Consider the following 14,738-nt stretch of genomic DNA (forward strand, 5'->3'; position numbering starts at 1 on the left):
TAAGATTACCAAAACCGGACGTAAAGTGCTGTCAGTAAAAGTAATGTAATGACAATTAAAACCATTGTTTTTGGGTCTACTTTGAACATTGTTCTATCAATTTCAAATGCTTTCGGATTAATTTTTGGTCCTGCCATACTAATGAGTATCATGATCAAAACAGTGATAAAAAATGACCAGGCCATATTAATTAAAAATGGAATCTCTGTGATGATATGAACCACGCCATTTTCTAATTTTTCATAGGTAAAAGCTGTATATAACCAGGTTTCTCTTCCGAAGATATCTACCGCAAAATTGTTGAAAAATACAGAAAGCACAAATCCTAAAATAACTCCGACCAATGCTGCGGTTCCAGTCGTTCTTTTCCAAAACATACCAAGAAAGAACATTGCAAAAACACCAGGACTTATAAATCCTGTATATTTCTGGATAAAAGTAAATCCTCCCTCACCACCAATTCCCAGCACATCTGTCCAGGTAAATGACAGAGCGATTAGCATTGCAGAGATGATGGCCCAACGTCCCATCCTTACCATTTGAATTTCCGTTGCATCCGACTTGATGTATTTTTTATAGATATCCAATGTAAAAATAGTGGAAATACTGTTGACCTTTCCGGCAAGGGAAGCGACAATCGCCGCAGTGAGTGCTGCTACAGCAAGTCCCTTAAGACCTGTTGGCAAAAACTGTAGAATAGCTGAGTATGCACCATCTTTCACGCCATTGAATCCTTGTAAATGTCCTTTCGAATATAAAACATACGCAGCTATTCCCGGAAGCATTACGATAATCGGCATGAATAATTTTAAAAATCCTGCAAACAAAATTCCTGTTCTCGCAGTTTTCAGATCTGCTCCCAAAGCTCTTTGTGTAATATATTGGTTACATCCCCAATAGTTAAGCTGTACGATCCACTGTCCTGCAAAATACATCGCCAGACCAGGCAAAACCACATATTTCTGAACCTGCAAATTTTCAGGCATTGCCAATGTCGTCGTACTGACAGATGGTTTATCCAAAATAAGATTAAAATGCTGTGGCGCTTCCTTCAGTAATGTTTGAAAACCTGCAATTGCATTACCAATTTCTTTTCCATTTATCCTCTGATCCACAATTTGAAGGGCCATGTAGACAGTAGCAAATCCGCCAATGATAAGAACTGCTACCTGAATGACGTCGGTAAAGCCAATAACCTTCATTCCGCCCAGTCCAATGAGGAGCGCCATGATCAACAAAGTGATCATAATTGCATGAAAATTATGACCACCTAATAAGGTGTCAATTGCCAAAGCCCCTAAGTAAAGAATAGAGCTAAGGTTCACGATGATATACAAAAACAACCAAAAAACCGCCATGATCAAAGAAACCGATTTGTTGTATCGAACTTCTAAAAACTGTGGCATGGTGTAGATCTTGTTTTTTAGATAAATAGGAATAAACCAGATCGCAACAATGATCAATGCAATTGCGGCGATCCATTCGTACGCGGCAACTGCAATACCTACGAAAAAACCTTCTCCACTCATCCCGATAAATTGCTCGGCAGAGATATTGGAAGCGATCAAGCTAGCACCTATAGCCCACCAAGTGAGTGAGCCTTCTGCCAGGAAATAATCTTTACTGCCCGAAGATCTTGATTTTTTTCTGTAATAGATCCAAAGTCCATATCCTATGATCATTACGAAATACACTAAGAATACAATGATATCTAGAGTTTCCATAAGTTGTTGTTTGCTGAAAATTTGTAAATAGTTTTTGACGAGTATTTTTCTCCCGGTCTCAAAATAGTGGAAGGAAAATCATCTTGGTTTGGAGAATTCGGGAAATGTTGGGTTTCCAGACAAAATCCTGTTCTCATTTTATTTCTTCCACCAGATTTATTCGGAAATTTCCCATCCAAAAAGTTTCCGGAATAAAACTGCAAGCCAGGTTCGGTTGTCGAAACTTCCATTAGTCTTCCACTTCTTTCGTGGTAAACGCTGGCCACTTTTCGCAAGCCCGAGCCATCGATAATCCATGTGTGATCATAGCCAGTAGCAATCAGCAACTGTTCATCATTATTGGAAATGTCTTCTCCGATCACTTTGGGATTATTAAAATCAAAAGACGTGTTGTGCACTTTCCCCCGCTCACCAGTGGGAACCAAGTTGGAATTTATCGGAAGGAATTTATCTGCGTAGATCTGTAATTTGTGATCAATAATGGGCTCTGAAAAATTTCCGCTCAGATTAAAATATGAATGCTGTGTCAGGTTGATAACCGTGGTCTTGTCTGTTTGAGCTTCGTAAGTAATTTCCAAACTGTTGTCCTCTTTCAAAGTGTAGAAAACTGTGGTGGTCAGATTTCCAGGAAAATTCTGTTCGCCGTCTTTACTAAAATTGGAGAGTTTTAAGGTCGGGAATTCAGTGTTTTCCAAAACTTCGACATCCCAGATTTTATGGCTGAAACCTTGTCCTCCTCCGTGTAATGCATTGGTTTTGTCGTTTTTGTTAAGAAAATACTCCTTTCCGTCGATGGTAAATTTTCCTCCCGAAATTCGATTCACATATCTTCCGACAATGGCACCGTAGTAGTACTCGTTTTCAAGATAGTCCTTCGGATCCACAAAGCCTAAAACAACATCTTCCCAGTTTCCATTTTGATCTGGAGCCAATAGGGAAGTGATGATGCCACCAAGATCAATAATCTCAACGCACATACCATTTTTATTTTTTAAGGTATAGCAGTTGATGGTTTGACCATCTTTTGTGATACCAAAATTGGAAACTTCTACTGTATTGGAAGTGGTCTGCGTTAAATTTATTTCTCTATTTTCCATTGCTGATCATTATTGACCGATTGCTATTATTGATGAATTCAACCTGATTAATTTTTACTTTTATAATGTACCAGAGGAAGGTCTCTCAGGATCTGCGCACTTTGTTCAGGCGTAATGTCGCGCTGGGCCTCAGCAAGAAGTTCGTATCCCACCATAAATTTTTTCACCGTTGCCGAGCGTAACAATGGCGGGTAAAACATCATGTGGAAATGCCACTCAGGATGTTCCTCACCATCTGTTGGCGCTTGATGGATGCCGGCAGAATAAGGAAATGAGACCTGAAAAAGATTATCATATTTTACGGTATTGATTTTTAGGATTTCTGCGAAAGCAGTTTTTTCTTCGCCAGTCATCTCAAGGATATTGCAAAGATGTCTCTTACTTATGATCATCGTTTCGTATGGCCAGACAGCCCAAAAGGGAACCAGTGATACAAAATGTTCATTTTCGAAAACAATCCTTTCTCTGCTTTCCAATTCTTTTTTTAAATAATCTGCCAGGAGGGAAGTTTGATTCTTTTGGAAATACTTCTGAAGGTTCTCCTGAGTTTTTGCAACCAAAGTTGGAATACTGGACTGAGACCAGATCTGTCCGTGCGGATGCGGATTGCTACATCCCATTGTACTTCCTTTGTTTTCGAAGATCTGTACGTGGTTGATGTAATCCAAAGCACCAAGTGTTCGATATTCATTCTGCCAGACTTCTATCACTTTTGTCAAATTATCTACAGACATTTCCGGAATTGTAAGGCTGTGATCTTCGGAAAAACAGACCACACGGTTGATCCCGCGCTCAGGTTTTAACTTGAAGAAATCATCAGTAAATGTCTCTTCCGGATTCCATTCGGTATCTTCTTTCATGAGTGAGCCAAAATCGTTATCGAAAACGTAAACGCCTTTATATTTTGCGTTGATGTCCCCATTTACTCTTTGGTTTCCGGCACATAGGTAGCAGTCGGGATCGTGCGTTGGAAGAGGTTCTTCATCGAAGCTTTCTTGTTGTCCCTGCCATGGTCTTTTGGATCGTTGTGGCGACACGAGAACCCATTCGTCAAGGAGAGGATTATATCTTCTGTGTGGGTGTTCTTTATAGTTAAATGTTGACATTGATTTCGTATTTTAATGTTCCTTCAGAAATTTTCACAGGATATATTTTGAGATTGATATTAAATTTTTTCAGATATACTTTTGCAATAATTTCCGCCACTTTTTCCGCCTGGTCTTTTCTTATAAGATTGATGGAGCATCCGCCAAAGCCACCGCCCATCATTCTTGCTCCCAAAACACCATCTAATTTTAATGTTTCATTCACCAAAAAATCAAGTTCTTCACAGCTTACACCATATTGCTTTGAAAGTCCGTAGTGCGTTTGAGATAATAGTTTACCCAGAACTTCATATTCACCCGTTGTAAGAGCTTCTGCAGCTAAACCTACACGCTGTATTTCCTCAATCACAAAAATGCATTTCTCATAGATTGAGCTTCCTAACTGGTTTCTGATTTGGTTCGCCATTTCTATGGTAACATTTCTCCAGTTTTTGACTTCTGTAAAATTACTTTTAATCAGTTCAAGTCCTTTTTCTACGTCCTTCCTGACGTCATTATATCCGGAGGCAAGCAATGAATGCTTTACACAACTGTCGAATAGGACCAGTGTGTTTTCTCCCAGGTCAGCATTGTAATATTCGTATTCCAAAGTATCGCAATCGAGCTTGAATACTTTATCTTTCTTGCCAAATACAGAAGAAAACTGATCCATAATGCCACAGTTTACGCCTGCAAACATATGTTCTGCTTTCTGACTGATCAAAGCAATCTCTTTCTTTGAAAAATTGAAATCGAAAAGTTGATCGAGGGCAAATGCAAAACCACATTCTAACGCCGCAGACGATGAAAGACCTGCTCCAATAGGAATTGTGCTGCTAAATGCCAACTTTACAGAACCGACTTTTTTCCCCCTTTCCTGCATCTGATTGATGACACCCAACAGATAATTGGTCCACGAAATATCTCCTGAAGGTCTTAGTGGTTGCAGATGGTCCAATGTATAGTGATCGTCCATATCAATGGCGAAAAAATGGCTTTTCTCGCTTTCCTCATTCTTAGAGATAGCGATGCAAATGTATTTGTCAATGGCAGCCGGGAGTACAAAACCATTGTTGTAGTCGATATGTTCTCCGATGATATTGATCCTACCAGGAGAAAGAACGATCATTGACGGTTCCTCACCATATAGATTCTTGAAGATCTCATTGGTTTTATTTACCAGTTTTGTCATTATATTATTATAGTATCTGTAAAAGTGTTTGTCAAATCTAAACGAGGCTTTCTTAAAATAATTTAAATCACTAAAATTAATCTCTGCTCTTTATTTTTATTGATTTTCGTTCTTAGTTATTACAAAATTTCGATTTATATTCCATAGGAAAAGAATCGCAAAGTGTCTGTTCAAGGTCTTTTGTTAATTTTAAATTAACTATTTGTTAAGAGATGTTTAAAACTAAAAAAGTTTATGTTAATTTACATACCAATACCTACCAGTTTTTGTTATTATCCAACTAGATTGTTTTAAAATGAAATTAATTTACATCGATAAGGAAAGCTCAAGACCTATCTATCAACAGATTGTAGAAAGCATTGAAGATGCTATAAGCAGCAAAAGATTATTCCGTAATGACAGGCTTCCTTCTGTCAACAAAATCTGTCTGGAGCATAACGTTTCTCGGGATACCGTTTTCCTGGCTTACGAAAAGCTTAAGCAAAAAGGAATTATAAAATCTATACCTGCCAAAGGATATTATGTAAAACGAGAAGAGTTCAGTTATGATAAAAATTATTTTGTTCTCTTCGATGAGCTTAATTCGTTTAAGGAAGATCTTCTGACGGGATTTCTAAAACCTTTTGACAATAAAGCACAGGTTGATATATATTTCCATCATTTTAATTTCGGTGTTTTTAGAAAACAGATCATGGATAACATAGGAAACTATTCAAAATATATTATTATGCCTGGAAATCTGGAAGGCGTAGAGGAAGTGATTGCAAAACTCCCCGAAAAGGATGTCTACATCATTGATCAGATGCGGGATTCATTGCGACAATACTCCGGGATCTATCAGAATTTTATCGCGGACATTTACAATTCTTTTGAGTCATCCAGGCACATTATAGAAAAATATAATCATTATATCCTGATCTTTCCTGGTGACAAAGAGCCTTCTGATATGGTAAAAGGTTTTACGAAATATTGCGAACAGTTCGAAAAGAAATTCGCCGTGATTCCTTCATCCAAAGATTTCAAATTAGAAAAAGGACAGTTATTTCTTATTCCAAACGACAGACAGTTGGTAGAAATCGTGGAGATGTGCAAGTTAAAGGGTCTGAAACTGGGAAAAGATATCGGGATTATTTCCTACAACGAAACACCGCTAAAAAAGGTGGTGGAAGATGGAATTACAACGTTATCCACAGATTTTTCCGAAATGGGAAGACGACTTTCCGAAATGGTAATAAAGAATGAAAAGATACAGATTGAAAATCCCGCCACTTTAAGAATTAGAAAATCTATCTGAAATGTTTTAAGATTTTAATGGAATTATATTGTAGAATAACTTAATCTGCTATTTATTTTTCTCAACTTTTTTTTGAACAAAGAAAACGAGATCTTTGATTTCCTCAACTTCAATGCCTTGCTGATGTAACGAGTAAGCGATATTTGTACCGCTGTCGGAATATCCGCCCGGTTTCATCGGCTTTTTAATGCCATCTACTGCAGGTGGTTCTTGCGCCTGATACAAAATTGCAACACTCTTACTCATTTTTGATCTTTATTAATTATCAATTCTTCTGCAAACTTATAAACTCTTATCCTAATGACGTTAGAGATGTTTAAATTTTAAGCCATTTTTAAGATGTCATAAAGCTTTTGTAATTTAAGTAACGTTCTGATTGTTAAAGGCTTGTTTCCTTTTCTGTTGTCTCGATCTCATTATTTTATAAATGTAATAGGAATGCAGAAGCACACCGATTGAGCATCCAATAAACACCGGAGGAGCGTTCATCAAAACACCATATACAATATAGATCGCATTGGCGATGAGCGAGCAAACCCTTAGATAGAGAACATTTTTCATCGACATCGAAATGAGATTTAAAGTTAAAGCGGCGTAACCAATTGTCTGTACCATAAAAAAGTCTATTTTTTAACAGCGATCATCGTAGCGGTCATTTTACAGATCAGTTTTTCTTCGGAAATGTCGTAAACGTAGCCCTCACAAATGGTCAAGGTTCTTCCGGACTGCAAAACCTTTCCAATGGCGATCAGCTTGTCAGTATTAGCGGGTTTCATAAAATTGATCTTAAATTCTACTGACAATACTTCCATATCTTCCGGCATCATCGTCAATGCAGCATAACCGCACGCACTATCTGCAATGCTTGTGGCAACTCCCGCGTGGAAAAAACCGTGCTGCTGCGTCAAAGCTTCCGAGAATTCACAGGAGATCTTCACTTCACCTTTTTCTACGCTCACTAGTTTGGCATTAAGGGTTTTCATCAAACCTTGTTCATCGAAGCTTTCTTTAATTCTGTCGTACATATCAGTCTTTCAGTTTTAGTTCCATTTGAATATTGCAGCGTTGGTAAGGCGTCTGTCTACCTGTTATCTTTTCAAAACCCAATTTGTGATAAAGGTTGATGGCAGGTTTAAGGACCGTGTTGCTTTCCAGATACAGTTTTGATGCTCCCAATTCTTTAGCAGAATCAATGACCGCATTTCCCAACAGAGAACCTAAACTTTTCCCCTGTGCTTTTGGAGAAACAGCCATTTTTGCCATCTCATAATCATATTCAGGGTCGTTCATTTTAATTAAAGCGCAAACGCCCAAAGGTTCATCTTTGTACAAAGCGACAAATATTTTCCCACCTTTATTTAGAATATATTCCTCAGGATTATCCAGTGCTTTGTAATCGGCTTCCTCCATTTCAAAATAATTCGAGATCCATTCTTCGTTCAGAGATCTAAATGCGGATTGATATTTTGCCTCATAGGGAACGATCTTCACATCTTTGCTTTCACGAAGTTTCTTCTGTTCCTGCACTCTCTTCAAAAGTGATTTCTGCTCAAGTAAAAATTCCCATTCTGCCAAGGCTTCCCAAAGATTATGGTTGGCTTCACTGATCATTCCGTCAATCGCCAGATCGATGTCTGCACATTGTACCTTAATAATTTGATGAGAGATTTTAACGCCTTTTTCAGTCAGATCAACAACATTTCTGCGTTTGTCTTTGGATTCAAGATTGTTTTCGATAAGTCCTGCTGCTGCCATTTCTTTTACTATTTTGGTGACAGAAGGTTGAGAATGCCCGATCTGTTCAGCGATCTCTGAGATTGTTTTTTCACCGTCCTCAGAAAGAATAAAAAAGACAGGAAACCATTTTGGCGAAAAATCGACATTGTATAATTCGTAGATCTTTGCAGCATCTTCTGTCACTTTTGAGGTCAATAGTCGGAGTCTGCTTCCTAAGGCCATTTTGCCTGTTCTATTAAAAAAATCCATTTTAGAATATATTTATTTGATTAATAACTTTCATTTTCATTAGGGAATTTCTGTGCTTTCACATCAGAAATATAATGTTGCGTCGCTTCGGTCATTATGGTGTGAAGGTCTGCATATCTTCGTAAAAATTTCGGAGAGAATTCTTTGTTCATTCCCATCACATCCTGGATGACCAAGACCTGTCCGTCCGTTCCTGAGCCTGCACCGATTCCGATAGTTGGGATTTTGATTTTTTCCGAAATTTCAGTTGCAAGTTTTGCGGGAATTTTCTCCAGCAAAATACCGAAGGCGCCCAATTCTTCCATCAGAAGACAATCCTGCATCAGCTTCTCCGCTTCCTTTTCATCTTTTCCACGGATGGCATACGTCCCGTATTTGTTGATTGATTGTGGCATCAAGCCCAAATGAGCCATCACAGGAATTCCTGCATCAATGATTTTCTTTACATCGTCTTTGATCTCCGAGCCACCTTCAACCTTTATAGCATCAGCACCGGTTTCACGCATCATTTTGATAGCAGCTTCCAAAGATCTCATCGGGTCACCGGAACAGGTTCCAAAGGGCATATCGACGATAACCAATGCACGCTTCGTCCCGTTTACCACTGACTTTGCGTAAAAGATCATCTGTTCAATCGTTATGAAAAGGGTAGTGGCGTTCCCTACCATTGTATTGGAAGCGGAATCGCCTACGAGGATCACATCGATTCCTGCATTATCAATGATCTGTGCCATTGTAAAATCATAAGCGGTAAGAACACTTATCTTTTCTCTATCTTGCTTCATTTTGGTCAACTGAAGCGTGGTAACCTTTTTCTTATTTTCTGTATGGATAGACATATCAATTATTTTTTTGTTTTATTTATGGATCTTCATCAAAGTCACCAGTGAAGTCGCAACGAGTTTTTTGGAGCCAGTATTAATGGAGAAAGAATCGGCCTTACAGATAATCAAGGTTTTTCCGTTTTTGATGACCTCACCTGCTGTTACAAGTAATTCACCCTGAGCAGGATTCAGATAATTTATTTTTAAATCGACCGTGACAAAATAAGCATCTTCTTCGTGAAGTGTAGCAGCAGAAAAGTAGGCAGCCGTATCAACAGCCGCTGCCAAGACACCTCCATAAAAATATCCGGCACCTCTGATCAAAGATTGCTGCCGTGGAATGATAACTTCCACAAAACCATCTTCAATTTCGCCTGCATAGGCATTGTATAATTTCATCAGATTTTGTTTCTGAATTCCTTCCCTGATATATTCTGTGTGAGATGCTATCATATCAAAATATTTATTATAATCAATTACATAACTGATTATGCAAATATCGAAAAAAAAATGATTCCCATCAAAATTTCTTTCATTTATACAAAATAATAAGAAAATATGATAGGGATATTTTAGATAATACAGTGGTATTTATCTTACTATCAGAGGACTTTAGAAACTGATTTTTATTGCAAAAGGTTGTTTAAACCAAAAGGTCGTGCATTCCGAATGCTGTTAAAACGTTTTTGTACTGAGAGGAAATAGCCTCGTTTGCTGCTTCAACTATATGACCTGTCGATGAATCAACAACAGTTCTCAATGGTCTTTTTCCTTGAGGTGTATTAATTAGTTTGACCACTGCATCGGCGACATCTTGCGGATTTGGTTTTCCTTTTTCAAACATTTCACCAATTGCGCCGAACATTTTATTAGGAAGGTCTGCGATGGCTTGATAATCATCAGCAACAGATGGGTCAGAACCAACCTCAAGTTTTTGTGACATCTCAGTAGGGAAAGCGCCAGGCTGAATAATCGCAACATCTACTCCGGATGACCGTACTTCGTAATGTAAACCTTCACTCAATCCTTCCAAAGCGAACTTTGAAGAAGCATAGACCGTTGAAAAAGGAGCGGAGAATCTGCCCCAGCCGCTCGAAACATTGATGATCAAACCTTCCGATTGTTTGCGCATAAAAGGCAGTGCTAATTTCATTAATCTCCAGGGAGCAATTGTATTTACATCCAGCATATGCTGTAAATCAGATGGAGTAGCAGTTTCAGCCACGCCAAACATAGAAATTCCTGCATTGTTGACCAGCACGTCGATGGTACCTTCTGCAGCTATGATTTTGTCAAAGGCATAACTCACACTTTGCTCATCGGTTAGTGAAACATCAAGAACGGTGATATTCTCAATTTGTTCCAAAGCTTTCGCTTTTTCAATATTTTTTCCTTCGATATCTCTCATTGTGGCATAGACTTTATGTCCCAATGCGGCCACGCTGTGCGCTGTAAGCCATCCGAATCCACTGTTTGTTCCTGTTATCAGAACTACTTTTTTGTCCATTTTTATTTTATTTAAATTAATGATACAAATTTCGGAATCTGATGAGTGAGAACGTTTACCAAATGGTAAAAAGCAATTTTAGCGGATATTTTTTCTGATCCTGCTCAGCGATTGTTGGGTAATTCCAAGATAGGACGCAACATAAGAAAGCGAAATTCTGTTGACCAATGCTGGAAATTTCTCGATGAATGTCAGGTAGCGGGTGGTGGCATCTTCTGAAACCAGCGGGCTTCTTCTTTCAATTGTTTTTAGAAGACAGTTTTTCATAATCAGATTGGTGATCGCGTGCCAGCCGACGATGGTGTTCCCGATCTCGTCCCAGTCTTTCTTTGAAAAAACAAGAAGTTTACAGTCGGTCACCGCTTCTATATAATCGGTAGCGACGATCTGTGCCTCAAAATTCTGCTGATCCGAAACAAAATTTTTCTCATCAACAAAATGATGGGTAATTTCCTGCCCTTTATTATTGTAATAGCAGAAACGAACGACTCCTTCCAGAATAAATCCTACTTGTTTTGGGATTTTCCCGGCCTCTGAAAAATAATCGTCCTTACGGAGATTGATCTCCGTTGTCTTGCTGAGAATAAAGTCAATCTGTTGTTGGTTTAAATTACCAAACTGCAAAATGTAATTGGTGAGTTCTTTCATTAATACAAAATTAGCAAAACGCTTTCTCAGTTGATTTACCATATGGTAAAAGCAAGACCTTTTTTGGATTCCTACATCGTAAAATTAATTCATTATTTGAGAAGGGTCGACAATATAACAATTTCCTGACGTTTGTGATGCCGGTCTCATTTTAATGTGTTTGGTGCCCATGTTGCTTCATTTGTATCAGTAATCACCAATAATTTATGACCATTTTTAATTTATATTATCCTGTTTTTAATCCTTTGGAGTATAAATACTCTTGAAGTTTCGCATTAGAGGCAATCTTCCACTAGTCATCCATCAGTTGCTGAAATTTATCGGCAAAGATACCTACATGAAAACCGTCAGCGAGTCCATGATGAACGTGAACAGAAACGGGCATTGTCCTTCTTCCGTCATTTTCTGTCACTTTTCCAAATGAGATCTTGGGGCAGCTGTCTTCAAATTTGTAATTTCTAGCGTGTGATAGAGAGGTAAAATCTACCCATGGAATTGCAGAGAAGTGAATTACGTTCTGACCTGAACTGGCAGGTTTCAATCCTGTCGACTGCTTGACCACTTCGATAACCTCTTTTGCTTTTGTAACAAATTTATTTTCATCTTCGTAATAGTCCACGTAGGAAAAGCCAAAGGTGCCATCAGGCCTTCCAACTGTTGGAGTAGCGTTGATGACGTTAAATAAATATACCTCGCGATCGATGATTCTATAACGGAAGTTTTCAATCTGATTTGCCGCTTTGAGTGCTCTGTATAAATAACTAAGAAAAAAGGAACTGCCAGTATTTTTTGCCCGATCATAAGCTATTGTACAGTCAATTGTGAAGGTGAGACCAAAAAAGGGTTCCTCAAACTGTGAGAAAAAATTGAAATGTTCCTTTCTGACCCAATCTTCAAGAGTGATTTTTCGCATGATATAAAATATTTAAAATTCAAACCTATCTCTAATAGAGAAGAGGCTTGATAAAAAGTTTGATTTTCAATTTAAATGTGTAAATTTCTTCCTGCAAAACTCAGAATAATTCAGAAATTAAAAAAGGACATTTGTCCCGCTAGTCTATAATGTTACGTATCAATCAGTCATTCCTAGAATTCACAGAAAAATTATATCAAGCTCAAGAAAGAAATGAAGACTTGATTCTGAAAGAGTATGAAGCAGGTGAAACAATCCTAGTTCAAAATGATCAGGCGCTAAAAGTATTCCTTATAAAAGAAGGGATCACTAAATGTTATGTTAGCGAGGAAAATGGAAAACAATATATCCTGGAATTTTTGGGCCAGGGGCAAATTTTGGGAGAGATTGAATGTATTAAGGATCTGCCATGTCTATGTAGTGTAGAAGCGATGAATAATGTATCCGTATATGCATTTTCAATTCCCTTTTTTCGGGATCTGTTAGTAAATAGTATCGAATTGAATGGCCTGTTGCTAGACATTTTTGCCGAGCGTCTGTTTAATACTTCCAACAAATCCTCGTTTCAGCAATTATATAATTTAGAACATAGTGTTCGCAGGCTTCTAAGGTTGCAATCTACACAAAATATGAATTTGTCTAAAGACAATCTTGCAGCGTATCTCGGGGTCTCCGTTCGAAGTTTGAACAGAAGTCTTAAAAAAATTGAGCAATCAGCATTATGATATATTGAAATATTAATTAACTTTTCATAATCAACTCTTAACATGAGTCCAGCCTTATTTTTGTATTTTTACAATACTTAAAGAAGTCAATGAATCCATTTATCCTCGCTCTTCAGGCCCGTAATCTTACTGTGGAGATCCATCGCCATTCAGCATACCAGATTGTGATTTCGAATGACACTCCTTTCAATTCCACTATTGACGGAACTTTATTTGAGGACATTCACGGTTTTTTGATAAAGCCACACATCTCTCACTTCTGCGTAGCAGAAAACGGAACATTGAATATTCTAAACATTGAGCCCTATTCAAATATCGGGTTGGAATTGGCAAGTAGATTTAAGGAAAATGAAGAGTATATCGTCTTTGATCAACCATCGGAAACTAGTAAGTTTTTCAAAACGCCAAAAGACAGCGTGGATATCAATGTTCTCATCGATGGCTTGGTTTCTGATCTGCCGCCTACCAATTATGACGAACGTGTTACGAAGATTGTAGAGTATATCGCTGATAACTATTTCAAATCGGATATTACACCAAAGACCTTTGAAGATATTGTTTTCCTTTCACCATCACGTCTGGCCTCGCTTTTTAAAAAGCAAACTGGAAGCAGTTTGTCCAAGTATCTTTTGTGGACAAGGATGCGCAAAGCAATCTACATTGCGCTTTCAGAGAAAGAAAGAAGCCTCACTGATATCGCATACGATACAGGCTTCTATGACCTCCCACAATGGAATAAGTATATGTATGAAATGTTTGGAATGCCTCCCAAAGCCTTAAAATTCAACAGCGACCTGATCAAGGTATTCTAGCAATTAAAATTTTAAATGGAGATTTTTTCTGACTATGACCTTTAACACCTACATCAGCTCTGTGAGTGATTCATGTAAGGGTTAACAATATCATCATGATAACGATCTATACTGACACATAGGCGGCACGGCAATTCTATTACTTAACACTACGCTTTTCACCTTAAAAGGAGTAAATAATTTTGGTTGAGGTTTTTCTTTCATTTAATTGTTGTATAATCACTATACCTATTTAAAAACTTGATTTGTAGAGTAGTTCACTGATGTATAAATAGCAAACTATTTTATATTTTTTCAGTAAAACAATTGATTATCAGTTGGTAATCGCCCTCTGTTTTACACCCAAACAGCTTTATTTAGCCAGTCTGCAATAAGAAAGTTCGTGATGCTGTAAATCAGCAACGTACATCTAAGCGGGTGACTTAAATGTGCGTTACTTATAAGATTATTGCTTATTTTCCGGGTTTAACGATTGTTTCGTTGTTTGCCATTGCAATATAGTTTTCAGTGTCAAAAAAATTGGGTTCATCTGGATGAACGATTGTTAGATAGTTTTCTGACGAGAAAAATGCGTTGAAATCTTCAAAAGAGTCAAATGAGATTTCAACCACAGCATCGTATAAAGGCTTGGGGAAACCTTCAGCGATTATCGGATGATTAACTACATACTTTCTAACATAGAGTTCTGTCTCAGGGATGGAGCAGAATAAGGGAGCATGTTTGTTTTTATGATAATCTATAAATTCTTCAAGGCTCATGTTTGGTAGCTTCTGTACCAGAAACGTAAATTTGATCATTATTTCTTTATTTATAAGTTGGTACAAAACTACTTTATTAGGTACATCAAGTCAATCACGCACAAATTTGTGCGCTGCCATTTTACATTTATTGATTAGAAGAAATCCCATTAAAACTGAAACCCGATTTATGT

The 14,738-nt window shown here is 37.7% G+C and carries 18 protein-coding genes; 3 read left to right on the forward strand and 15 right to left on the reverse strand.

Going from position 1 to position 14,738, the window contains the following annotated elements:
- Window positions 1-5: 5 nt before the first annotated feature.
- Genes BMW39_RS18120 through galK form a run of 4 tightly spaced genes read right to left on the reverse strand, consistent with a single transcriptional unit; the run spans window position 6 to window position 5,098 of the window.
- Window positions 6-1,724: a sodium:solute symporter family transporter gene (locus tag BMW39_RS18120; RefSeq protein WP_034979351.1), complete on the reverse strand. Its 1,719-nt coding sequence runs from the start codon at window positions 1,722-1,724 to the stop codon at window positions 6-8.
- Complete coding sequence (locus tag BMW39_RS18125) at window positions 1,712-2,821, reverse strand: aldose epimerase family protein (protein ID WP_051880086.1); 1,110 nt, start codon at window positions 2,819-2,821, stop codon at window positions 1,712-1,714. The genes BMW39_RS18120 and BMW39_RS18125 overlap by 13 nt, the downstream gene beginning before the upstream one ends.
- Before the next feature lie 47 nt (window positions 2,822-2,868).
- Window positions 2,869-3,927: a UDP-glucose--hexose-1-phosphate uridylyltransferase gene (locus tag BMW39_RS18130; protein ID WP_034979349.1), complete on the reverse strand. Its 1,059-nt coding sequence runs from the start codon at window positions 3,925-3,927 to the stop codon at window positions 2,869-2,871.
- A complete protein-coding gene (galK, locus tag BMW39_RS18135; RefSeq protein ID WP_034979346.1) occupies window positions 3,914-5,098 on the reverse strand; it encodes a galactokinase in 1,185 nt (394 codons plus the stop codon). The genes BMW39_RS18130 and galK overlap by 14 nt, the downstream gene beginning before the upstream one ends.
- Before the next feature lie 295 nt (window positions 5,099-5,393).
- Between galK and BMW39_RS18140 the strand changes: the two genes are divergently transcribed.
- Window positions 5,394-6,392, forward strand: a complete 999-nt coding sequence (locus tag BMW39_RS18140) for a GntR family transcriptional regulator (protein WP_034979343.1) — start codon at window positions 5,394-5,396, stop codon at window positions 6,390-6,392.
- 48 nt (window positions 6,393-6,440) lie between these two features.
- On the opposite strand, the gene BMW39_RS19385 is transcribed toward BMW39_RS18140, so the two are convergent.
- From BMW39_RS19385 to BMW39_RS18180, 9 genes are all read right to left on the reverse strand, one after another.
- Window positions 6,441-6,638, reverse strand: coding sequence for a hypothetical protein (locus BMW39_RS19385; RefSeq protein WP_034979339.1), 198 nt, complete (start codon window positions 6,636-6,638; stop codon window positions 6,441-6,443).
- A gap of 114 nt (window positions 6,639-6,752) precedes the next feature.
- On the reverse strand, window positions 6,753-7,007 hold the full coding sequence (locus BMW39_RS19230) for a hypothetical protein (RefSeq protein WP_131474373.1): 255 nt from the start codon (window positions 7,005-7,007) through the stop codon (window positions 6,753-6,755).
- 8 nt (window positions 7,008-7,015) lie between these two features.
- A complete protein-coding gene (locus BMW39_RS18150) occupies window positions 7,016-7,417 on the reverse strand; it encodes a PaaI family thioesterase (RefSeq protein WP_034979336.1) in 402 nt (133 codons plus the stop codon).
- Between the two features lies 1 nt (window position 7,418).
- On the reverse strand, window positions 7,419-8,378 hold the full coding sequence (locus tag BMW39_RS18155; RefSeq protein WP_034979332.1) for a bifunctional helix-turn-helix transcriptional regulator/GNAT family N-acetyltransferase: 960 nt from the start codon (window positions 8,376-8,378) through the stop codon (window positions 7,419-7,421).
- Window positions 8,379-8,398: 20 nt separating this feature from the next.
- Complete coding sequence (panB, locus tag BMW39_RS18160; protein ID WP_034979328.1) at window positions 8,399-9,217, reverse strand: 3-methyl-2-oxobutanoate hydroxymethyltransferase; 819 nt, start codon at window positions 9,215-9,217, stop codon at window positions 8,399-8,401.
- An 18-nt stretch (window positions 9,218-9,235) separates the two neighbouring features.
- The gene (locus BMW39_RS18165) at window positions 9,236-9,655 is read right to left on the reverse strand and encodes a PaaI family thioesterase (protein ID WP_051880085.1); all 420 of its coding nucleotides are present in this window, start codon (window positions 9,653-9,655) and stop codon (window positions 9,236-9,238) included.
- 190 nt (window positions 9,656-9,845) lie between these two features.
- On the reverse strand, window positions 9,846-10,709 hold the full coding sequence (locus BMW39_RS18170) for an SDR family oxidoreductase (RefSeq protein WP_034979326.1): 864 nt from the start codon (window positions 10,707-10,709) through the stop codon (window positions 9,846-9,848).
- A gap of 78 nt (window positions 10,710-10,787) precedes the next feature.
- Complete coding sequence (locus tag BMW39_RS18175; protein ID WP_034979323.1) at window positions 10,788-11,357, reverse strand: Crp/Fnr family transcriptional regulator; 570 nt, start codon at window positions 11,355-11,357, stop codon at window positions 10,788-10,790.
- A gap of 292 nt (window positions 11,358-11,649) precedes the next feature.
- Window positions 11,650-12,273 carry a CatA-like O-acetyltransferase gene (locus BMW39_RS18180; RefSeq protein WP_086045793.1) on the reverse strand — a complete coding sequence of 208 codons (624 nt, stop codon included), beginning with the start codon at window positions 12,271-12,273 and terminating at the stop codon, window positions 11,650-11,652.
- A gap of 146 nt (window positions 12,274-12,419) precedes the next feature.
- Here BMW39_RS18180 and BMW39_RS18185 point away from each other — a divergent pair, with 146 nt between their 5' ends.
- Both BMW39_RS18185 and BMW39_RS18190 read left to right on the forward strand, forming a co-directional pair.
- On the forward strand, window positions 12,420-12,995 hold the full coding sequence (locus BMW39_RS18185; RefSeq protein ID WP_034979317.1) for a Crp/Fnr family transcriptional regulator: 576 nt from the start codon (window positions 12,420-12,422) through the stop codon (window positions 12,993-12,995).
- An 89-nt stretch (window positions 12,996-13,084) separates the two neighbouring features.
- Entirely contained in the window at window positions 13,085-13,807 is a 723-nt protein-coding gene (locus tag BMW39_RS18190) for a helix-turn-helix domain-containing protein (protein ID WP_034979314.1), read from the forward strand.
- Window positions 13,808-13,900: 93 nt separating this feature from the next.
- Here the strand turns inward: BMW39_RS18190 and BMW39_RS19785 are convergent, their stop codons facing one another.
- Together BMW39_RS19785 and BMW39_RS18200 are read right to left on the reverse strand one after the other, a co-directional pair.
- Complete coding sequence (locus BMW39_RS19785; protein ID WP_074719384.1) at window positions 13,901-14,011, reverse strand: oxidoreductase; 111 nt, start codon at window positions 14,009-14,011, stop codon at window positions 13,901-13,903.
- Window positions 14,012-14,259: 248 nt separating this feature from the next.
- Window positions 14,260-14,604 carry an EthD domain-containing protein gene (locus BMW39_RS18200; RefSeq protein WP_034979310.1) on the reverse strand — a complete coding sequence of 115 codons (345 nt, stop codon included), beginning with the start codon at window positions 14,602-14,604 and terminating at the stop codon, window positions 14,260-14,262.
- Window positions 14,605-14,738: the final 134 nt, after the last annotated feature.

The sequence above is a fragment of the Epilithonimonas lactis genome (assembly GCF_900110605.1).
Lineage (GTDB): Bacteria > Bacteroidota > Bacteroidia > Flavobacteriales > Weeksellaceae > Epilithonimonas > Epilithonimonas lactis.